Source organism: Aeromonas mytilicola subsp. aquatica, assembly GCF_044336385.1.
GTDB lineage: Bacteria > Pseudomonadota > Gammaproteobacteria > Enterobacterales > Aeromonadaceae > Aeromonas > Aeromonas rivipollensis.
The window spans coordinates 2,732,693-2,752,280 of the sequence record NZ_CP172298.1 but is presented as its reverse complement, the minus strand read 5'-3'; the positions used below and the strand labels follow the sequence as shown (position 1 = coordinate 2,752,280).

At 60.6% G+C, this 19,588-nt stretch carries 19 protein-coding genes; 7 read left to right on the top strand and 12 right to left on the bottom strand.

Annotated elements, in window-relative coordinates; translation table 11 throughout:
• Window positions 1–380: 380 nt before the first annotated feature.
• From ACFWHB_RS12610 to ACFWHB_RS12600, 3 genes are all read right to left on the bottom strand, one after another.
• Window positions 381–1,088, bottom strand: coding sequence for an oligogalacturonate-specific porin KdgM family protein (locus ACFWHB_RS12610; protein ID WP_106887010.1), 708 nt, complete (start codon window positions 1,086–1,088; stop codon window positions 381–383).
• Between the two features lie 447 nt (window positions 1,089–1,535).
• Complete coding sequence (ykgO, locus tag ACFWHB_RS12605; protein ID WP_025326720.1) at window positions 1,536–1,661, bottom strand: type B 50S ribosomal protein L36; 126 nt, start codon at window positions 1,659–1,661, stop codon at window positions 1,536–1,538.
• Window positions 1,658–1,927 carry a type B 50S ribosomal protein L31 gene (locus ACFWHB_RS12600; RefSeq protein WP_139744400.1) on the bottom strand — a complete coding sequence of 90 codons (270 nt, stop codon included), beginning with the start codon at window positions 1,925–1,927 and terminating at the stop codon, window positions 1,658–1,660. The genes ykgO and ACFWHB_RS12600 overlap by 4 nt, the downstream gene beginning before the upstream one ends.
• Before the next feature lie 255 nt (window positions 1,928–2,182).
• Between ACFWHB_RS12600 and ACFWHB_RS12595 the strand changes: the two genes are divergently transcribed.
• Window positions 2,183–2,437 (top strand): DinI family protein, encoded by a 255-nt coding sequence (locus tag ACFWHB_RS12595; protein WP_025326722.1) that lies wholly within the window; start codon window positions 2,183–2,185, stop codon window positions 2,435–2,437.
• Between the two features lie 130 nt (window positions 2,438–2,567).
• On the opposite strand, the gene ACFWHB_RS12590 is transcribed toward ACFWHB_RS12595, so the two are convergent.
• The 5 genes from ACFWHB_RS12590 to dcuC all read right to left on the bottom strand — a co-directional run bounded on the left by ACFWHB_RS12590 (window position 2,568) and on the right by dcuC (window position 9,192).
• Complete coding sequence (locus ACFWHB_RS12590; protein WP_163149081.1) at window positions 2,568–3,332, bottom strand: DUF2927 domain-containing protein; 765 nt, start codon at window positions 3,330–3,332, stop codon at window positions 2,568–2,570.
• An 81-nt stretch (window positions 3,333–3,413) separates the two neighbouring features.
• A complete protein-coding gene (locus tag ACFWHB_RS12585; protein ID WP_111910960.1) occupies window positions 3,414–3,917 on the bottom strand; it encodes a M48 family metallopeptidase in 504 nt (167 codons plus the stop codon).
• 131 nt (window positions 3,918–4,048) lie between these two features.
• Window positions 4,049–5,692: a hypothetical protein gene (locus tag ACFWHB_RS12580; RefSeq protein ID WP_162627260.1), complete on the bottom strand. Its 1,644-nt coding sequence runs from the start codon at window positions 5,690–5,692 to the stop codon at window positions 4,049–4,051.
• 384 nt (window positions 5,693–6,076) lie between these two features.
• Entirely contained in the window at window positions 6,077–7,738 is a 1,662-nt protein-coding gene (locus ACFWHB_RS12575) for a bifunctional metallophosphatase/5'-nucleotidase (protein WP_395948544.1), read from the bottom strand.
• A 101-nt stretch (window positions 7,739–7,839) separates the two neighbouring features.
• The gene (dcuC, locus tag ACFWHB_RS12570) at window positions 7,840–9,192 is read right to left on the bottom strand and encodes an anaerobic C4-dicarboxylate transporter DcuC (RefSeq protein WP_171269763.1); all 1,353 of its coding nucleotides are present in this window, start codon (window positions 9,190–9,192) and stop codon (window positions 7,840–7,842) included.
• 321 nt (window positions 9,193–9,513) lie between these two features.
• Between dcuC and ACFWHB_RS12565 the strand changes: the two genes are divergently transcribed.
• Complete coding sequence (locus tag ACFWHB_RS12565) at window positions 9,514–10,119, top strand: DUF922 domain-containing protein (RefSeq protein ID WP_111910963.1); 606 nt, start codon at window positions 9,514–9,516, stop codon at window positions 10,117–10,119.
• Window positions 10,120–10,220: 101 nt separating this feature from the next.
• Here the strand turns inward: ACFWHB_RS12565 and mnmC are convergent, their stop codons facing one another.
• Window positions 10,221–12,236: a bifunctional tRNA (5-methylaminomethyl-2-thiouridine)(34)-methyltransferase MnmD/FAD-dependent 5-carboxymethylaminomethyl-2-thiouridine(34) oxidoreductase MnmC gene (mnmC, locus tag ACFWHB_RS12560; protein WP_395948543.1), complete on the bottom strand. Its 2,016-nt coding sequence runs from the start codon at window positions 12,234–12,236 to the stop codon at window positions 10,221–10,223.
• A gap of 90 nt (window positions 12,237–12,326) precedes the next feature.
• On the opposite strand from mnmC, the gene fabB reads away from it, so the two are divergent.
• On the top strand, window positions 12,327–13,538 hold the full coding sequence (gene fabB / locus ACFWHB_RS12555) for a beta-ketoacyl-ACP synthase I (protein WP_111910965.1): 1,212 nt from the start codon (window positions 12,327–12,329) through the stop codon (window positions 13,536–13,538).
• A 62-nt stretch (window positions 13,539–13,600) separates the two neighbouring features.
• Here fabB and ACFWHB_RS12550 read toward each other — a convergent pair whose 3' ends face one another.
• From ACFWHB_RS12550 to ACFWHB_RS12540, 3 genes are all read right to left on the bottom strand, one after another.
• Window positions 13,601–14,095 carry a GNAT family N-acetyltransferase gene (locus ACFWHB_RS12550; protein WP_395948542.1) on the bottom strand — a complete coding sequence of 165 codons (495 nt, stop codon included), beginning with the start codon at window positions 14,093–14,095 and terminating at the stop codon, window positions 13,601–13,603.
• Window positions 14,096–14,188: 93 nt separating this feature from the next.
• Window positions 14,189–14,503, bottom strand: a complete 315-nt coding sequence (locus ACFWHB_RS12545) for a DUF4377 domain-containing protein (RefSeq protein WP_106886998.1) — start codon at window positions 14,501–14,503, stop codon at window positions 14,189–14,191.
• Window positions 14,504–14,598: 95 nt separating this feature from the next.
• A complete protein-coding gene (locus ACFWHB_RS12540) occupies window positions 14,599–15,885 on the bottom strand; it encodes a citrate synthase (protein WP_041205909.1) in 1,287 nt (428 codons plus the stop codon).
• 423 nt (window positions 15,886–16,308) lie between these two features.
• Here ACFWHB_RS12540 and sdhC point away from each other — a divergent pair, with 423 nt between their 5' ends.
• Genes sdhC through ACFWHB_RS12520 form a run of 4 tightly spaced genes read left to right on the top strand, consistent with a single transcriptional unit; the run spans window position 16,309 to window position 19,538 of the window.
• Window positions 16,309–16,698 (top strand): succinate dehydrogenase cytochrome b556 subunit, encoded by a 390-nt coding sequence (gene sdhC / locus ACFWHB_RS12535; protein WP_025326734.1) that lies wholly within the window; start codon window positions 16,309–16,311, stop codon window positions 16,696–16,698.
• Window positions 16,692–17,036, top strand: coding sequence for a succinate dehydrogenase, hydrophobic membrane anchor protein (sdhD, locus tag ACFWHB_RS12530; protein WP_005326929.1), 345 nt, complete (start codon window positions 16,692–16,694; stop codon window positions 17,034–17,036). Before sdhC ends, sdhD begins: the two co-directional genes overlap by 7 nt.
• Window position 17,037: 1 nt before the next feature.
• The gene (gene sdhA / locus ACFWHB_RS12525) at window positions 17,038–18,804 is read left to right on the top strand and encodes a succinate dehydrogenase flavoprotein subunit (protein ID WP_395948541.1); all 1,767 of its coding nucleotides are present in this window, start codon (window positions 17,038–17,040) and stop codon (window positions 18,802–18,804) included.
• Window positions 18,805–18,821: 17 nt separating this feature from the next.
• Window positions 18,822–19,538: a succinate dehydrogenase iron-sulfur subunit gene (locus tag ACFWHB_RS12520; protein WP_025326736.1), complete on the top strand. Its 717-nt coding sequence runs from the start codon at window positions 18,822–18,824 to the stop codon at window positions 19,536–19,538.
• The last annotated feature ends 50 nt before the right edge of the window (window positions 19,539–19,588 follow it).

Genomic DNA, 19,588 nt, shown 5'->3' with positions numbered 1-19,588 from the left:
CTGATTTCATCCCTCATTCAACGCAATGATGCAAACTGTGACCTGGGCGACAATATGTCACCAGCCAACCGGTTAATACTTCCTGAACTGGAGCATAACCATAATGCTTGTTCATTCAGTGACAGCAAAATGTCAATTTAAGATAAGTCAGTATTGCGTGACACAAGGCCCATATTCAGTGATGAATTGTCATTCGTAATGAATGTAAGGGGTCATTGGATTCCCTTTTTACTTCATCTCTCACGACCTTTTATTTGCCGTGTCATCGGACCAAATTGGCATCGACTTTCAAGGGTGCTGTCGTTATTCACTGACCCCAATGGCTCTTGATGCCGCAGAGATGAACCTGGGGGCTCTGCCATGAGGGGGGAGGCTCAGGCTTAGAAGATGTACTCAATCCCGACACGCCAGCGCCACTGCCAGTCATTGGGGTAGGGGTTGTCATCGGCCGGATCGTTGTATGATACGTAGCCGATTTCGGTGAAGGGGCGCCAGTTCTTGTTGATGGGCACGCGGATGGTGACGTTATTCAGATATGAATACTCTTCGCCATTAAAGTCAGGATAATCGAGCTTCTTATATTCGAAGTCATAGGCAACAGACCAATTCTCTGCGTTATAACCAAGGTAATAATTCAACTGGAAATAATGACCGTTCTCCTTGTTGAGTGAATCATCGTAGTTACGCTGACCCACCCGGAAACGTGCGGCAGTATAAAAGTTGGGATTGAACCAGTAAGTTGGTTTGAAATGAACACGCAGATCTTGCACATCATTGGTGATCTCGGTATTGAATCCGGCTTCCCACCACCATTTGTCATTGGGCTTGGCAAGATAGCTCAAGTCATATTCAGTGCCCGTGGTATGAAGTTCATCGAAAGCACCTTCGCCCTCACCTCCGTTGGTAAATTTGGATTCGACGCCAAATCCCCAACCATTATCGAAGCGGTGGGAAACCACCAGACGATCGCTTTGTTGATCCTGTTTTTCCAGGAACTCGTGTCGATAATTGAGGCTCCATGCATTTGCATTCATGCTGGTGAGCGCCGAGCAGACGGCGATGGCTGCACATGTGAATTTCAACGTCATAACGTTCGATCAATCCTATGAAAAAAAGCTACTGACAGTGGTCCCATTGCCAGATAGCGCATGTGGCTTTCAATCTGGATTGGACTCGTTGGGGTCGAGTTTGGTGGCAAGGCATGGCCGTGGGTTGTGAAGGTCAGCTCGCGCATCTGTGAGGACGTGCCGACCAGGTTTCATCTCACCAGGCATTTTGCAATTTCAAAACGACGGTTCAAATATAGTTTATTTGGCGTTTCATTTACAATGGTGGCGACATGATCACATCCAAAAATGGGATCTGCATCTATATAAAATGAAACGATGTTTCTTTTATGGTGGTGGAGGGAGTTGACTGGAACTTGGGGGGGAACATTCATGGCTCGAAGACGAGCAGGCGGTGTTTGCGATGAGCCAGAAATGATCTGGCCCTCGGAAAGAGGGCCAGGGAGGATGGACAGTGTGTCTGCGTGTTTAGCCCTGGCGAGCCTTGAATCTGGGATTGCTCTTGCAGATCACGAACAGCTTGCCGCGTCGACGAACGACCTGGCAATCCGGGTGACGTGACTTGGCTGATTTCAGGGAGGCGAGCACTTTCATGATTTCTCTTTTCCTTTGTTGAAGAATTGGCCGAATCGCTGACCGAAGCGGGCGACCTGTCCTTCCTTGCCGACCTGCTTCTGCTTGCCGGTATAGAAGGGGTGGGAGGCACTGGAGACATCCAGCGTCACATAGGGGTAGGTGTTGCCATCTTCCCATTGCTTGGTGCGATCGGTCTGCAAGGTGGATCCGATCAGGAAGCAGGTGTTGCTGGCCAGATCGTGAAACAGAACCTTGCGGTATTCAGGGTGAATATTGGGGCGCATGATTGCCTCTTTTGTTATGTTATAACACAAGATAATGATGCGATGGATGAGAACCAATATCAATCATTTTTTCTCCCGAGGTGACTAGGCAGGATGCAACGCGCTTAACGAAGGGGGGCTGGAGGGAATGCAGATGTGGTCATGACAGGGGGGAACGATGGATTGTTGAGCGATGGAAGGGGAACGAGAAGCTGAGCCTTTACTTTTGGTTTTTACTGTATAAAAATACAGTTAACCATTATGGAGACCTATCCTATGCGCCTGGAAATCATCATCGACAGAAAACATCAGATCCCCACTGCGACCATGGAGGCGCTGCGCCAGGAGTTGCTCAAGCAACTGGGCGAGCGATTCCCTGATCTGCATGTGCGGGTCGCCCCGGGCAGTGCCATGGCCCTGACGGTCAGCCGTGCCAGCAAGGAGGACAGGGAACTGGCCGAGACCATGGTGCAGGAAGTATGGGAGAACGCCGAGAGCTGGATGCCGGAGGCAGAAGGCGCCGAGGCCTGATCAGGAGCAGGTTGTCGATTTGCCTGTCCTGGCCAGGGCAGGCACTCACACCGGTTTGAACGAAACGCAGCTCAAGGCTGCGTTTCGTGTTTGTGGGCAGGGGGCCGGGCACTGAGCCAGGCCAGAAAAATCAGAGCCCGGCCCAGCGTTTGAGGCTGCCGCTCTGTACCCGCTGGTTGGCCTCTGCGATGTCCCCATTGGCGCGAAGCGCCTTGAGGGCAATGGGCAGGGCAGTGCGCACCTCGTCGGCCGTCATCCCTGCCAGGAGGGCGGGATGATAGGCGAGCTTGAGCAGCACATAGTCGAGGCCGGTGGGGAAGCTGTCGATGCTGTTGTCATTGAAGATGGAGGGAAACACCTTGTTCGAGTCGTTGGGCAGCCCCATCACCTGGGTGAGCTCTTCCACCACGCAATCCAGGAAGCGGCCCTTGGCCCGACTGTAGTCCACCGGGATGATGATGGTGGCACGGGTGATCTCGTAGCGGGCATTGGTGGCGAAATTGGCCAGGCAGATCCCCTCCTTGAGGGCAATGTTGACAGAGTCATCCTGGCGCATGGTGCGGCCGGCCCAGCTGGCCATCTGCTGGTGCCTTGTCATGATGAGGGTGAGATTGGGGTTGTCGTTGACAAGCTGTATGGGGTGGCCGGTGATCCTGGCCAGATGCTGGCTCTGCACCTTGACCACCTCGGCCTGCAGCGCCTTGTCGCCAAATTCGTTGATGAGCTTGAGGCGGATGGGGCCTTGCCAGCGGGAGAAGCGTACCTGGGCCTCATGTCCATATTCCCGCTTCATGGCGACTTCCATGAAGCTCTGGACCAGATAGTCGTTGCTCTGCCAGCGTTCGGTGGCCTGCAGGGAGCAGGGCAGCAGCGCGGCGAGCCACAGGGCCAGCATCCGGCCTGGCGTGATATGACGACGGCTGTGCCCTGAACGAGTGTGCCCTGGGATCATCTTGCCTCCTTGCAATCGATAGGGTCAGCCCGAGGAGCGTTCGATGTCACGCCAGGTGAGCCAGAGCCTGAGATCGAACTCCAGTTGATGATAGTCCGGTTCCATGTGCTGACAGAGCTGGTAGAAGGCCTTGTTGTGATCCTTCTCCCGCAAGTGGGCCAGCTCGTGCACCACTATCATCTTCAGGAAGGCGGGATGCGCCTCCTTGAACAGGGCGGCGATGCGGATCTCGTTCTTGGCCTTGAGCTTGTTGCCCTGTACCCGGCTGACATAGGTGTGCAGGCCTAGGGCATCCTTGATCACATTGATCTTGCCGTCGAAGATCACCTTGGAGAGCGGCGCCGAGCTTTTCAGGTAGCGGTTTTTCAGCTCCATGGTATAGGCCAGCAGCGCCTTGTCACTCTGGACGAGGTGGGTCTCGGGGTAGCGTTTGGCCAGCATCTCGCCGAGTTTTCCCGCCGCGATCAACTGCTGTACCTGGCTCTTGAGAGGGTCAGGATAGCCCCCCAGATAGGTCAGTTCGGCCATGATGTCTCCCCCTTCACACTAAAAAAGAGCGCCATTGTAATCATGATGGGCCCCCTTGAACACACGTCTGCACACCAATGAAAGGGGCCGTCGCTGTTGCCAGCGACGGCCCCGACTTTCGTCAATCGGTCTCAGCGACGGCGATAGAGACCCGGATCCACCTCTTCGTAGCGGTCCGTCAGATATTGATAGAAGGCGAGGCTGGAGGGAGAGCTCGGCGTTTTCAACTGCTCTGCCACCCGCTCCGGCTTGGCGATGATGAACTTGGGGTCCTGCCGCCTGATGTCGGCCAGCACCCGCTCGCGCACGTCATAGGGCGGGTTGACGTTGGCGAAGAACAGATAGGCGGAGGCGGGCTGGCGATCTGTCCACAGATAGTATTGCGGCTGTATGCCATCGACCCAGATCTTGTCGGCAGGCCCGGTCTCGGCCTTGATCCTGTCGACCCGCACCTGGGCCGGCGGATTGAACGGCTTGCCCTTGAGGTTGCCCTCCCAGGCGTTGTTGACCAGGAGTGCCAGCATGGCGAGCGACGCCAGCCAGGGGGTGGCGCTGCGTACATCCCAGGCGCGCCAGAGCGGCACCAGGATGAGCACCGGCAGGGCCCACAAGAGACTGTTGCCGAGCACTTCGCGCACCCGCGGCAGCGACCACTCCTTGGTGCTCCAGCCGTAACCGAGCTGCTGGGCCAGCAGCCAGCTGGCGGTCAGCACCACCAGGGAGATGCAGAGCAGGCCCAGGGCATCGGACTGCTGCTCGCTGCGATCCAGCAGGCAGGCGAGTGGCAGCAGGCCAAGCTGCAGGTAGAGCACGTCGTAGTGATCGAACACATGGCCGGAGACAGAGTTGGCTATCAGGGTGAAGAGCACGCCGAACAGGGTGGCGCACAAGGCGGGCAGATACCACTCCTGGCGGCGTCCCAGCATCAGCACAATGAAGGCCGGCAGCAGCATGACGAGGCCGGTACGCAGCAAGCCGACGGCCCCCACTTCCGGCGAGAAGCCGTTGCCGTAGCTCCCCTCGAAGAAGATGCCGAAGGCGTAGTATTTGAATTCGGCCAGCAACCCGTGGTGCTGGAAGTAGGCAAACAGCGGGCCGCCGATCAGGGCCAGCCCCAGCAGGCTGGAGCAGAGCAGGCCGAAGGCGCAGCGCCACTGCTCACGCAGACACCAGTGGCAGAACAGCACCAGATACCAGGCCCCCCAGAAGGCGCCGTTGTTGGTGCGCATCCAGGCCACTATGGCGAAGGTGAGGGCCGCCACCAGGGCCGGGCCCCAGCGAAACTGCTTGTCCAGCAGCAGGGTGATGAAGGCCCACTGGGCGATGAGGGCCAGGTGGAAGGTCCAGTCCTCGGTCATGTTGCCGTAGTAGTAGCGGGTGCTGTAGAGCGCGAGGAGCGCCAGCATGCTGCCGAGGCGGGCCCGCAGGGAGAGACCCAGCTGGGAAAAGGCCTGCCAGCTGGCGAGCAGGCCGAGCCAGCAGAGGACCCACTCCAGCAGCCAGATCCCGAAGAAGCCCCCCAGATGGTATCCGAGCGCATCGAGGGCGAAGATCATGGGGCCCTTGATGTCGATCATGTCCCGGTAGAGCACGCCCCCCTCGCTCCACATCTTGCCCATCACAGCGAACAGGGAGGCATCAAAGCCGGGCGCCATGCCGTGGAACAGCGGGTTGCGCAAGCAAAACAGCAGCGCCATCAGGGCGGTGAGCAGGACAACCAGCGGCTTGAGCCCGGGGTTGTAGCGCTGAGGGGTAAAACGGATGGCGTGATTCATGGATGACCTGTTCCTGCGGGAAAGACGTAAAAGCGGGCCTATCTTGCCGAGGCCGGCAGTCCGATGCAATGGGCTGGGGCGATGTGTTTGAAATAATGTATAAAAGTAACGTTTTCAGTGCCTGCATTGCACAAGACGAACGGCGGTGCCTGGTGTTGCCGAGGCCGGCAGTTTGATGCAATGGGCTGGGGTGATGTGTTTGAAATAATGTATAAAAGTAGCGTTTTCAGTGCCTGCATTGCACAAGACGAACGGTCAAACCAGGTATTGCCGAGGGTGACAGTCCGCTGCAATGGGGCTGGGGACTTTGCTCGAAAAATGTAATAAGCGCCGCTCTCACGAAGAAAAGCGGCGCCTTGACAGGGGATGGCCCGATGAGGGGCCTCAGGCCATGGGACTGGCACCCTGGTATTCCACCAGCGGCGGCAGGGGGGCCAGCTCGGGCAGATGGCGGGCCCAGCGGATAAAGGCATCGGCCAGGGTGATGCCGAGCTCCTGATTGTGCTGGGTCAGGGTGCGGGCCAGGGCCGTGTAGCCCTCCTTGCCGGAGGCGGTGTAGGCGCTGGAGACCCCCCGATAGATGGCATCCATCTCGACGCTCTGCCACTGACCCGGGCTCGCCTCCCATTCGAGGCGGGTGATCCGGCTCCCCTTGGGCCTGCCTGCCTGATAACTGAAGCGCATCCCGGCGGTATAGGGGAAGCTGCCGCTGCCATTTCCGACCACGCCGTTGTTGGTGGCGTTGTCGATGGCACCTTCCAGCGCCTCCGCCAGTTCGTGACCATGCACCCGGTAGAGGGTGAGCGGGATGGCAAAGGGCAGCAGGCGCCCGGCGATGTCTGCCTCGCTTAAGGGCCCTGGCTCGAGGGAGCAGCGCACCCCCCCTGCGTTGTGCAGGGCGAAGTCCACCTGACCCACCTGTTCGCGGGCACCGGCCAGCATGGCCTGGGCCACCAGGGGGGCGATCTGGCTGCCGGCGGGCAGGGCGGCATCGGGCAGGCGCTGATGGTGAAGTGGCCCGGCGAGGCGGGTCACTATGCGCCGGGTCATGGTCTCGAGCTCGGGCCGGTAGCGCCTGGCCAGGTGCTGCTCGAGCTCGGGGGCCGGCTCGCAGAAATGGAGGCCTGCGGGCGGGGGCGAGGCAAAGGGCCAGGGCTGCCAGGGCAGCCACTCCAGCTGGCCGTGGCTTCGGCAAACTCGCCCGCGCTCATCAAATTCCAGCTCGCACACCCCGAGGCAGAGAGCGCTGTGGGCCGCATGCAGTATGGCGACACCCTCGATCATCAAGGGGTAGCTCCCCTCGCTTGTCAGCCCGAGCGGGGCCAGATCCCCCAGCTGGCTGTGGGTGTGGCCGCCGACAATCAGGCTGAGTTCGGGGAAGCGGGCCGCCAGCCGCTTGTCCTGCTCCAGCCCCAGGTGACTGAGCAATATGATGTGCGCTATTCCTTCGGCCTTGATCTCGCCGAGGGCGGCGCTCAGGGTCTCCTCTATGCCATGGAAGCGGGTGTGGGGATCCGGGCTCGCGATGGCGGCCATCTGCGGCAAGGTGATGCCGAGCAGGGCGAAGGGGACGCCGTCGATGACGCGCCTGTGCCAGGGGCGGCTGGCATCAAACAGGTGAGGCAAGCCGTGCAGTCGCAGCGGGGCATCGGCCGGCTCCTGGCTGCTGTCGAGGTTGGCGGCCAGCACCGGATAGTCGAGCTGGCGCAGAAACTCCACCAGCGGGCCGTTGCCGAGATCGAATTCATGGTTGCCGATCACCATGGCATCCGGTCGCAGCAGGCCGAGCAAGTCGGCGTTGGCCCGCCCCTTGAAGCGGTTGAAATAGAGCGACCCCTGGAAGGTGTCACCCCCGTGCAGCAACAGGCAGGTCTGGCCCGCGGCGGCGGCCTGCTGGCGCAGGGCGGTCAGCCGGGTCAGGATGCGGCCGTAGCCGCCACATTGGGTGCGCCACTCGGACTCACCCTCAGGGGAGAAGCGCATGGGCGCGCCATCGAAATGGGAGTGGCAGTCACTGAAGTGGGCAAGTTGAACCGTAATACTCAAGGCTCGGTCCTCCTTAGGGAAAAAGAGCACCGAGTCTACTGCAAGGGGTGGGGGGGATGCCAGCCCGGCAGACGCAGGGCTGGAAAAGAGTCAGACGGTACTCAGGCAGGCACCAGGATCTGGGTGGCCAGGATCACCACCAGCAGGCCGACGGCGACCGGCATAGAGGTGCGTTTGACCACCTCGAACGGGGAGAGGTTGCCCATGCCCGCACAGGCGACCACCACCCCGGAGACCGGCGAGATGGTGCGACCCAGATTGGAAGCCTGCAGCATGGGGATGACCAGGTAGGCGGGATTGACGCCCAGACTGGTGGCCAGGTGCGGGATCAGCTCCACGAAGGCGTAGAAGGGGGCATTGCCCGAGCCGGTGGTGAAGGCGGCCAATGTGGTGATGACCACCAGCACCAGCATGATGACGATGCCGCCTGTGCCAAAGCTCTGGGCCAGATCCAGGAGGTTGGCGATGAAGCCGAGCCCCATCAGCCCCTGGGCGAAGACCCCGGCCCCCACCAGCAGCATGACCACGCCGGCGAAGGCGTCAGCCATGCTGCGCCAGCACACCTGCAGACCGTCCAGCAGCTCGCGGCCGTTGCGCTTGCGCATCAACTCCAGCAGGGCGGCCAGCACCAGGCAGATGACGATGATGGTGACTATGTCGAGCTTGGGGCCAAGCTTGCCGTCAAACAGCAGCACGCCGATGATGGGGGTGAACGGCAGTATGGCGTAGAAGCCGGGGGCATCTGTGATGAGATCGCTCGGGGCGACCGCCTCGTTGTGCTCGCCGGACTTTCTGTCCAGATAGCGCTGCCAGAAGAAGTGGGTCACCGCCATGGCGGCTATGGCCGTCAGGGAGATGGGCAGGGTCAGCTTGAAGGCAAACTCGATGAGCTCCATGTTGGCGGCCTGGGCGGCCATCACCACGTCCCCCGAGGTGGGGGCCAGTATGATGGCGGCCGGAGAGGCGCACACCGCAGCCGCGGCGCCACGGGAGATCCCCATGTTGACCATCAGCGGGAACAGGGTCGCCATCAGCAGCACGCCAAGGCCGGTCGCCGAGCTCACCGCCAGCGACATGGCACAGGCCACCAGGTAGGCGGCCACCAGCAGTATGTAGGGGGACTTGATGATGCCGAGGGGCTTGCTGGCCAGTTTCACCAAGATGGTGTTGGCGCCGATGTGGCTCATGTAGCCGGCAAAGCCGCACAGCACCATGATCAGCATGCCGAGGCCGCCGCCCCTGTCCACCAGCAGGAAGCGCACGTACTCGAACACGTCGGTAGCCACGTGGCCGGTGGAGGCGACGCTGGCAGGCAGTACCGCCTTGCCCATCAGGGCGGTGATCGCCAGCAGCAGGAGGCCGCCGCTGAGCAGCACCCCGGTCGCCGAATAGCCCTTGAAGATGTAGCGACCCACGGCCAGGGTGACCAGGGTGCCAATAAGGAGTTCCATCATAAATAGGTTCCTGAGTATGGAGTGACGTCGGGCATCTAGCGGGCTGAGCAGAGGGTTGGACTGGCTAGCTCGACATGTGCCAACAAAAACGCCGGGATTATTACCTCATAAGGAGTAATTCACCATAGGGATGGTGGCTGGCTGTGATCTCCCTTGCAAATCCCCATCCGGAACAGGGTCGGATCCCGCCCCTTTGCCGCCCCCGGCACCGAGAGCAGGTGACAGCGTCCCTGATCGCGGTTAATCTCCCACACTGACTATTAATTCATTGATTATTAATTGAAATTACGCCGGACTCACAAGGAGCAAGGCAGCACAGCGATGGGATTCTTCAGCAAGACAGGGGCGGTGGCGGCCCTCATATATGCCGCCTCAATCGGAGCGGCACCCTCCCATTACGCAGGTATTCGGGTGGCGCCCGATATCAAGGTCGATTTCCAGTTCTATCGGGTATCAGGGGCCGATGTGGCCGCCGTGATGCGCCAGATAGCCAGGCAGGCACCGGCCCAGGCCGATGGCCATATCGGCAGGGCCAGCTATCAGCTCTCCTGGCAGTTGCAGACCAGGGCGACCCCGGCACGCTGCGAGCTGGATCAGGCCAGCGTGACGGCCCGCATCCAGGTCAGGGTGCCGAACTGGATGGACAAGGGCAGGGCGTCCGCGGTGGAGCGGCAGAAGTGGGACAAGCTGGTGGCGGCCATGTTCGACTACGAGAGCCGTCACAAGGACATATTGCTGGAGAGCGTCAGCCAGCTTGGCATTCGGCTCGCCCAGCTGCCCGTCGCCCAGGATTGCGCCGCCTTGCAGTACCAGGGCTGGCAACAGGGGCAGGCAGTGCTGGAGGCAACCCGCGATCGATTCGCCACCCTGGCGCAGCAGACAGATCGGGGGCGCAAGCTCGGGGTCCTCTGGCCAGAGGGCAGTTGAGCGTCATAGCCAATAAAAAACGGGCTTCCCTGGGGAAGCCCATTTTTTATTGGCGCGCTGGATGGTGCGGCGGTCGGCAGCGGCCGCCGCGCCTCCTTGGCCTAGTCCCGTAGCGGCTTGCCCTTGCGCAGCCTGCGCACCCAGTAGCGGGCCGGATGCAGCGCCTCCAGCAGATCGGCGGCCAGCGGCAGCGGATCACCGCAAATTTCGCTCGCGACCAGCTCACCGCAGAGCGGCGCCGAGCACAGACCACGGGAGCCGAGGGCGCCCAGCACATAGAGACCGGCGTGCAGGGGCAGCGCGCTCTGCTGATCAGCGGGGGCCTTGAGGTCGTGATCCGCCAGGCTTGCCAATCTGGCGATTGGCCCTGCCACCGGCAGGTGATCCCGGCTGGCGCAGCGCACTCCCACTCGCGCCTCCTTGCCGCTCACGTCCACCTCGGCAGGCCAGCTTTGATCCGGCAGGCAGGCTTGCAGCCGCGCCTGGTTCTGAACCTGCTCCTCGGCACTATACGCGAGGGTGCTCTGGTTGCGGCCATAGCTGGCACCGATGCAGTGCGCTCCGTCGTGGGCCGGGGTGAGGTAGCCGTCGTAACAGAGTACAGTCCTGAGCTGGCTTAACCGCGCCGTGGTCGGTACATGGCTCACCTGACCGCGCACCGGGTAGAGGGGGAGTTCCGCAAAGGGGATCAGGGCGGGCAGCTGGTGACCGGCGGCCACCACCAGGTTGGGGGCCAGCCACTGGCGGCCATCCTGGCTCTCCACCTGCCAGCCGTCCGTGAGCTCGGTAATGGTGCCAACCGGTGTGTGGTACTCAAGGCGCAGCAGGCCGCTGGCTTGCGCTTCTTTCAGGGCGGCGCGGGTGAGATCCGCCGGGCAGAGCCAGCCCCCCAGGGGGTAACTGACACCACCATGACCGCAGGGCAGGCCGACCACCTGCTCAACTTCCGAGGCAGAGAGTGGGTGCATCAGCTCGGGGGGGAAGGGACCCTGACCCATCTTGGCGAGCTTGGCGGCGGATTTCTCGTCATAGCCAAGCTGGGTGACGCCGCACAGGGAGAAGGCGACGGGATGGCGCGCGGCCAGGGCCTGCAGCCGCTGGCGGGCATAGCCGAAGGCCAGGGAATAGAAGCGCGACAGCGCATCGTGCTCCCCATTGAGCAGGGGATAGAGCGCCCCCTGGCGGTTGCCGGAGGCGCCGGTGGCGGGCTCGCCCTCTGCACACAACAGGGTCACCTTGCGGCCCCGCTCCACCAGCGACAGTGCCGTCATGGCCGAGGCGATGCCGCCGCCGATGATGAGCACCTCGCCGTCACGGCCGACGGGGCGGGCATACCAGGGGGAGATGCTCTGCTCGGGCGATTTGCCCTCCCGCATCCCTGCCAGCATCTCCCGCTTGCTGCCGTGCCCCTTCACCTTCTTCATGGCAAAGCCGGCGTCAATCAGGCCGCGGCGCACGAAACCGGCGCAGGTAAAGGTGGAGAGGGTTGCGGCGGGGCGGGCGAGGCGAGCGAGACCATCGAACAGCGCTTGCGTCCACATCTCGGGATTCTTGGCCGGCGAGAAGCCATCCAGATACCAGGTATCCACCAGGCCCTGGGGCCCGTGAGGCACCTGGGGCAGCATCTCCTTGATGTCGCCAAGCCAGAGATCGAGGCGGATGCGGCCGTCTGCAAACAGCAGGCGATGGCAGCCGGAGACCGGCAGTGGCCACTGGTCGATGAGAGGCTGGCTTAAGGACGCTAGCTCGGGCCAGGCCGCCAGGGCCTTGCGCAGATCGGCCTGGGCCAGGGGGTATTTCTCGAAGCTGATGAAGTGCAGGCGCGAGCCGTTGCCGGATTGGGGCGCCTGTTCCAGGAAGGCGGCCATTGTCGCCAGAAAGTTAAGACCTGTGCCGAAACCTGTTTCGCCAATCACGAAACTGTCACTATCGTGGTGCGAAAATCGTGCCGGTAGGTGATTTTGCAATAAAAAGACGTAGCGGGTTTCACTTAGACCGTTATCATTGGAAAAGTACACATCCCCGAACTCACTGGAGACTGGAGTTCCCGCTTCATTCCAGTCCAATCGGGCATGATGTAAGGATGTTTGACTCACGTTTTCCTCTGCTCGCGTCATAAATTCGCGGGCATTCTACGTGAAAGCAGACCAGTTTGGCAGCCGAAAGCGGGTAGACTCGGTGCCAGTTTTTCCAGACGAGATGAATTAATGAGAAGAGCAGTGATCACCGGTATCGGCGTCATCTCCAGTATCGGCAACAACAAGGAAGAGGTGCTGGCCTCCCTGAAAGCAGGCAAATCCGGCATCACCTATTCCGAGCAGTTTGAACAGTACAACCTGCGCAGCCGTGTCTGGGGTAACATCAAACTCGATCCGTCTGAACTGATCGACCGTAAAGTCATGCGTTTCATGGGTGACGCCGCGGCCTATGCCTATCTGTCCATGGAGCAGGCCATCGCTGACGCAGGTCTGCCAGAGGATCAGGTCTCCAACGAGCGTACCGGCATAGTGGTCGGCTCCGGCGGCGCCTCCGGCAAGAACACCTCGGAGTCTGCGGACATTGCCCGTGAGAAAGGGGTCAAGCGCGTGGGTCCCTACATGGTGCCGCGCACCATGTCCTCCACCACCTCTGCCTGCCTGGCCACCCCGTTCAAGATCAAGGGTGTCAACTACACCATCAGCTCCGCCTGTGCCACCTCTGCCCACTGCATAGGCCACGCACTGGAGCTGATCCAGCTTGGCAAGCAGGACATCGTCTTCGCCGGCGGCGGCGAGGAGCTGGACTGGTCTTCCACCATACAGTTCGATGCCATGGGCGCCCTCTCCACCAAGTACAATGACACCCCGGAAAAGGCGTCCCGTACCTATGATGCGGACCGCGATGGTTTCGTCATCTCCGGTGGCGGCGGTATCCTGGTGGTCGAGGAGCTGGAACACGCCCTGGCCCGCGGTGCCCACATCTACGCCGAGATCACCGGTTACGGTGCCACCTCCGACGGCTACGACATGGTCGCCCCGAGCGGTGAAGGTGCTGTGCGTTGCATGAAGATGGCGATGAAGGACGTCGGCTCCGTGGACTACATCAACACCCACGGTACCTCCACCCCGGTCGGTGATACCAAGGAGCTGGAAGCCATCCAGACCCTGTTTGGCAGCAATGCGCCCAAGCTCTCCGCCACCAAGGCGATGACGGGTCATGCCCTGGGCGCCGCCGGTGTGCACGAGGCCGTCTACTCCCTGCTGATGATGGAACACGGCTTCATCGCCCCCAGCATCAACATCGAGAACCTGGACGAGAAGGCCGTGGGTCTGCCCATAGTGCGCGCCTACGAAACCGCCGATCTCAATACCGTCATGTCCAACAGCTTCGGCTTTGGCGGTACCAACGCTTCCCTGGTCTTCAGCAAGTTCAAGGCTTGATGAACCGATGAAGTGAAAAAAGGCGCCGAAAGGCGCCTTTTTTATTGGGCTTGAACTGGGCCTCAGGCCGGTTCGGCCAGGGGTAGCCGCATATAGACGGCGCCCTCGCCGTACTCCTCCAGCGACTTGGGGGTCCTGGCTGGCACGAAGCCCTGCTTGCGCCAGAAGGCCGGGGCATCCTGCACCGCCACCAGCCCGGCATGCTGGTAACCCTCATCGCTGGCAAAGGCGAGAGCGGTAGCGAGCAGCCGCTGGCCCACTCCCAGGCCGCGCGCCTCGCCACTGACCGCGAGATCGTGCAGGTAGAACTCCTCGTGGTCGATGAGGGGCTGCAAGGGTTGCGAGAGCGGAGGAGGGCAGTGGGCGCGCCAGGGATGACAGAGCAGATAGCCCAGCACCTTGCCCTGGCGCTCGGCGACCCAGCAGCAGGCGGGGGCGAGCTCTGCCTTGTTGCTCATCACCTCGAGGGGCTCGGGCTCCAGCTGGTGGTAGCACTCGCGCTGAATGGCCATGATGGCGGGCCAGTCTGGGGTCCGTATGGTTCTTATCTTGATCATCGTACTGAAGGGCGTGCGCCCCTGGTCAACCCATGAAAGAAAGGGTCAGCATAACCCAAGGGGCGCGCAAACGGAACCGGGGTTCCTCAAGGCTCAGCGAACGGCCTGCTTGCTCACCACCTTGATCAGCTGATAACGCACCGAGGAGGCGTCCGCCGGTACGTCGGTGAGCTGCTCGGTGCGCACTTCCAGCTGATAACGGAAACCAGGCTCGAAGGTGAAGCCCTCGATCTGCTGGTAGAAGAGGGTCCAGCTCTCACCGGGCTGGCTGCGCACCTGCATGCACTTCATGGGGGCGACACCGACGCAGTCGGCCAGCTTGTCCTGGATATAGAGGGTCTCTGTGGTCGGGGTGCTCTGGCAGGCGCTGAGCAACAGGGCGGAGCAGAGGAGCAGGGGAGCTTTCATGACGGGTGTCCTTGGCGTAAAAGGGCGCGATTAAACCCTCAAATGAAAAGGCGGTCAATGACCGCCTTTGTAACAAACCATGACAACTTGCCGGATCAGCGTTGATCGAGCGGAGTGAAGTCCCGTTGGGCCAGGCCGGTATAGAGCTGACGCGGACGACCGATCTTCTGATCCGGGTCCGAGTGCATCTCGTTCCAGTGGGCTATCCAGCCGATGGTGCGGGAGATGGCGAAGATCACGGTGAACATGGACATGGGGATGCCGATGGCCTTCATGATGATGCCGGAGTAGAAGTCCACGTTCGGGTAGAGCTTCTTCTCGATGAAGTAGGGGTCGGAGAGCGCGATGCGCTCCAGCTCCATGGCCACATCCAGCAGCGGATCCTTGATCTGCAGCTCGGTCAGTACCTCGTGGCAGGTTTCGCGCATCACTGTGGCACGGGGATCGTGGTTCTTGTAGACCCGGTGACCGAAGCCCATCAGACGGAAGGGGTCGTTCTTGTCCTTGGCCTTGGCAATGTACTCGGGGATGCGATCCACGGAGCCAATCTCTTCGAGCATCTTGAGGCAGGCTTCGTTGGCACCACCGTGGGCCGGTCCCCACAGGGAGGCGATCCCCGCGGCGATACAGGCAAACGGGTTGGCACCGGAGGAGCCAGCCAGACGCACCGTGGAGGTGGAGGCGTTCTGCTCGTGATCCGCATGCAGGGTGAAGATGCGATCCATGGCCCGCTCGACTATGGGGTTGACCTTGTACTCTTCGGTCGGCACGCCAAACATCATGTGCAGGAAGTTGCCGGCATAGGAGAGGGCGTTGCGCGGCTGCATGAAGGGCTGGCCGATGGAGTACTTGTAACACATGGCGGCCAGGGTCGGCATCTTGGAGAGCAGACGGAAGGCGCAGATCTCGCGATGCTCTTCGTTGTTGATGTCGAGGGCATCGTGATAGAAGGCGGACAGGGCGCTGACCACACCGCACATGATCGCCATGGGGTGGGAGTCACGGCGGAAGCCGCGGAAGAAGAAGGCGATCTGCTCGTGCACCATGGTGTGGCGGGTGACCAGGCGTTCAAATTCCGCGTATTGCGTCTTGGTGGGCGCCTCGCCGTACAGCAGTATGTAGCAGACTTCCAGGTAGCTGGCCTGGGTGGCCAACTGGGCGATGGGATAACCACGGTGCAGCAAGACACCCTGATCTCCGTCGATATAGGTAATGGATGATTTGCAAGCACCGGTGGCCATAAAGCCGGGGTCGAAGGTGAAATACCCTTGCGCGCCCAGTTTTCTGACATCGATTACATCGGGTCCAACAGTACCGGACAGGATCGGTAGTTCTACCGGCTCTTTTCCGGGCAGATGTAGGGTGGCTATCTTATCAGCCATAGCACGTCTCCTTTGCTCTTTTATAATTTGGTTCCAGTCCTACTTTATTACGACTTTCATGACGCTGGCAAAGGTTCTTACCCGTACCACGGCGGCTGGAGCGCCTTATTTGAACCAGAGAACCACCTTCTTGTCAATTTTCTTGAATGATCATTAATGATTTGTTAAAGCGGTTGTGAGATCTGGTTTACGGTTTTGGGTTTTCTATGTAGCTAATTGATTGTCATTGGTTAAGGCCGCCGATATACTGCGCCTCGTGGGTGATGGCCGTCGGTGTTTGAAACGCTTTCGCAAAGCCAGATGTGATATCTAAAATGTTGTTTTTGGCTTTTCTGAGTTGTTTTGGTAACAAAAACCTAACAAATGCCACTCCTAGCCCTCAAAGCGTGTGAAAACAATAACTAACGTGCTCAATGGAGCTGAGTGGGCAAAGCCGTGAAAAATAAACAGAGACCTGTAAACCTCGACCTGCAAACGATCAGCTTTCCTGTCACCGCCATCGCTTCCATCTTGCACCGTGTCTCAGGGGTCATCACCTTTGTGGCGCTGGCCATCTTGCTGTGGATGCTTGGTACTTCACTCTCCTCTCCCGAAGGATTTGAAACCGTCGTTGCCATCATGGACAACTTCCTGGTCAAGTTCGTGTTGTGGGGGATCCTGACTGCGCTGGCATACCACATAGTGGGCGGCCTGCGTCACCTGGTCATGGACATGGGGCATTGGGAAGAGCTGGATTCCGCGAATCAGAGTGCCCGGGTGGGCTTCGTGATTACCGGGATTCTGGCGGTATTGGCGGGGGTACTGGTATGGTAACCAATTCTGCAACTTTCGGGCGCAGCGGTGTTCATGATTACATCCTGATCCGCGCCACCGCCCTCATCATGACGGCTTACGTCCTCTACCTGGTCGGCTTTGTCGCCTTCAACGACATTACCTACGAGGTGTGGACCGGCTTCTTCGCCACAACCTTCACCAAGGTCTTCACCCTGCTGACGCTCTTGTGCGTCCTGATCCACGCCTGGATCGGTCTGTGGCAGGTGCTGACCGACTATATCAAGCCGGTCGGGCTGCGCGGTGCGCTGCAGTTTGCGCTGGTGGTGGTGCTGTTCGTCTATCTGATGACGGGTTTCGTCGTGCTGTGGGGTGTGTAAGGTGACTATTCCAACTCGTGAATTTGATGCGGTCGTGATCGGTGCCGGTGGTGCCGGCATGCGCGCCGCGCTGCAGATTGCCCAGTCCGGCAAGAGCTGCGCACTGCTTTCCAAGGTTTTCCCGACTCGTTCCCACACGGTTTCCGCCCAGGGCGGGATCACGGTCGCCCTGGGCAATGCCCATGACGACAACTGGCAGTGGCACATGTATGACACCGTCAAGGGCTCCGATTACATCGGTGACCAGGAAGCGATTGAATACATGTGCAAGACGGGCCCCGAGGCCATCTATGAGCTGGAGAACATGGGCTTGCCCTTCTCCCGCTTCGACAACGGCTCTGTCTATCAGCGCCCCTTCGGCGGTCAGTCCAAGAATTTTGGCGGCGAGCAAGCGGCCCGTACCGCGGCCGCTGCCGACCGGACAGGTCACGCCCTGCTGCATACCCTGTATCAGCAGAACGTCAAGAACAAGACCACCGTCTTCTCCGAGTGGTATGCCCTGGATCTGGTGAAGAATCAGGACGGCCACATCGTCGGCTGTACCGCTATCGACATGGAGAGCGGCGAAGTCGTCTACTTCAAGGCCAAGGCCACGGTGCTCGCCACCGGCGGCGCCGGTCGCATCTACCAGTCCACCACCAACGCCCACATCAACACGGGTGACGGCGTCGGCATGGCACTGCGTGCCGGGGTCGGCGTGCAGGACATGGAGTTCTGGCAGTTCCACCCCACCGGCATCGCCGGGGCAGGGGTACTGGTGACCGAGGGTTGCCGTGGTGAAGGCGGCTATCTGCTCAACAAAGATGGCGAGCGCTTCATGGAGCGCTATGCGCCCAACGCCAAGGACCTGGCCGGTCGCGACGTGGTGGCTCGCTCCATCATGATCGAGATCCGCGAAGGCCGTGGCTGTGACGGTCCCTGGGGCCCGCACATCAAGCTCAAGCTGGATCACCTCGGCAAAGAGGTATTGGAATCCCGTCTGCCGGGCATCTGCGAACTCTCTCGCACCTTCGCCCACGTGGATCCGGTCAAGGAACCCATTCCCATCATCCCGACCTGCCACTACATGATGGGCGGCGTGCCGACCAGCGTGAACGGCCAGTGCCTGACCCAGGATAAAGACGGCAACGACGTCCCCGTGGTCGGCCTGTTCGCGGTGGGGGAGATAGCCTGCGTTTCCGTGCACGGTGCCAACCGCCTCGGCGGCAACTCCCTGCTGGATCTGGTGGTGTTCGGTCGTGCCGCCGGCATGCACCTGGTGGAGACCCTGGGCGAGATGGATCATGGCCGCGATGCGTCCGAAGCCGATATCGCCGCGGCGCTGGCCCGCTTCAATCGCTGGGAGAACAACCGCGATGGCGAGGATCCCGCCGAGATCCGCCGTGACCTGCAACGCTGCATGCAGAACAATTTCTCCGTGTTCCGTGAAGGGGACGCCATGGCAGAAGGGCTGGCCGAGCTGAAACTCATCCGCGAGCGCCTCAAGAATGCCCGTCTGGACGACACCTCCAAGGAGTTCAACACCCAGCGCATCGAGTGCCTGGAGCTGGACAACCTGATGGAGACGGCGTTTGCCACCGCAGTTGCCGCCAACTTCCGTACCGAGAGCCGGGGCGCCCATAGCCGCTTCGACTTCCCGGAGCGTGACGACGAGAGCTGGTTGTGCCACAGCCTCTATCATCCGGACACCGAGTCCATGACCCGTCGCGCGGTCAACATGTCACCCAAGACCCGTGAGGCGTTCCCGCCCAAGGTCCGGACTTACTGATTGCGGAGCCAAGCACAATGAACGTCACATTCTCGGTATATCGCTATAACCCGGACGTTGATAACGTCCCGCATATGAAGGAATATCGTCTTGATATTCCTGAAGGTTCCGACATGATGGTGCTCGACGCACTGATCCAGTTGAAAGAGCTGGATCCCACCCTCTCCTTCCGCCGCTCGTGCCGCGAAGGGGTCTGTGGATCAGACGGTCTCAACATGAATGGCAAGAACGGTCTTGCCTGCATCACCCCGCTCTCCGATCTGCTGAAGAAGGGCAACAAGGTCGTCATCCGGCCCCTGCCTGGTCTGCCAGTGATCCGCGATCTGGTGATCGACATGACCCAGTTCTACACCCAGTGGGAGAAGGTCAAGCCCTTCCTCATCAACGATGAAAAACTGCCGCCCGTGCGTGAGCACCTGCAATCCCCCGAAGAGCGCGCCAAGCTGGATGGCCTGTACGAGTGTATTCTCTGTGCCTGCTGCTCCACCTCTTGCCCCTCCTTCTGGTGGAACCCGGACAAGTTCATAGGCCCGGCCGGGCTGCTCGCCGCCTACCGCTGGCTGGCGGACAGCCGCGACACCGCCGCCACTGAACGACTGGGCAACCTGGATGACGCCTTTAGCGTGTTCCGCTGCCACGGCATCATGAACTGCGTGAACGTCTGTCCCAAGGGCTTGAACCCGACCAAGGCCATCGGTCAGATCAAGTCGATGTTGCTCAACCGGGCTGTTTGATACCAGGGCCAGGGCGCCTTGCGCCGGGCCCGACCTCTGGATAGCCATCC

Bases quoted from the DNA above. Each gene is read 5' to 3' on its own strand.
- sdhD (WP_005326929.1), top strand. From the start codon at position 16,692: ATGGTAACCAATTCTGCAACTTTCGGGCGCAGCGGTGTTCATGATTAC.
- ACFWHB_RS12590 (WP_163149081.1), bottom strand. From the start codon at position 3,332: ATGCTGGCCCTGTGGCTCGCCGCGCTGCTGCCCTGCTCCCTGCAGGCC.
- mnmC (WP_395948543.1), bottom strand. From the start codon at position 12,236: ATGACGCGAGCAGAGGAAAACGTGAGTCAAACATCCTTACATCATGCC.
- dcuC (WP_171269763.1), bottom strand. From the start codon at position 9,192: ATGATGGAACTCCTTATTGGCACCCTGGTCACCCTGGCCGTGGGTCGC.
- ACFWHB_RS12540 (WP_041205909.1), bottom strand. From the start codon at position 15,885: ATGGCTGATAAGATAGCCACCCTACATCTGCCCGGAAAAGAGCCGGTA.
- ACFWHB_RS12520 (WP_025326736.1), top strand. From the start codon at position 18,822: ATGAACGTCACATTCTCGGTATATCGCTATAACCCGGACGTTGATAAC.
- ACFWHB_RS12580 (WP_162627260.1), bottom strand. From the start codon at position 5,692: ATGAATCACGCCATCCGTTTTACCCCTCAGCGCTACAACCCCGGGCTC.
- fabB (WP_111910965.1), top strand. From the start codon at position 12,327: ATGAGAAGAGCAGTGATCACCGGTATCGGCGTCATCTCCAGTATCGGC.
- ACFWHB_RS12610 (WP_106887010.1), bottom strand. From the start codon at position 1,088: ATGACGTTGAAATTCACATGTGCAGCCATCGCCGTCTGCTCGGCGCTC.
- ACFWHB_RS12600 (WP_139744400.1), bottom strand. From the start codon at position 1,927: ATGCGCCCCAATATTCACCCTGAATACCGCAAGGTTCTGTTTCACGAT.
- ykgO (WP_025326720.1), bottom strand. From the start codon at position 1,661: ATGAAAGTGCTCGCCTCCCTGAAATCAGCCAAGTCACGTCACCCGGAT.
- ACFWHB_RS12545 (WP_106886998.1), bottom strand. From the start codon at position 14,503: ATGAAAGCTCCCCTGCTCCTCTGCTCCGCCCTGTTGCTCAGCGCCTGC.
- ACFWHB_RS12565 (WP_111910963.1), top strand. From the start codon at position 9,514: ATGGGATTCTTCAGCAAGACAGGGGCGGTGGCGGCCCTCATATATGCC.
- ACFWHB_RS12550 (WP_395948542.1), bottom strand. From the start codon at position 14,095: ATGATCAAGATAAGAACCATACGGACCCCAGACTGGCCCGCCATCATG.
- ACFWHB_RS12585 (WP_111910960.1), bottom strand. From the start codon at position 3,917: ATGGCCGAACTGACCTATCTGGGGGGCTATCCTGACCCTCTCAAGAGC.
- ACFWHB_RS12595 (WP_025326722.1), top strand. From the start codon at position 2,183: ATGCGCCTGGAAATCATCATCGACAGAAAACATCAGATCCCCACTGCG.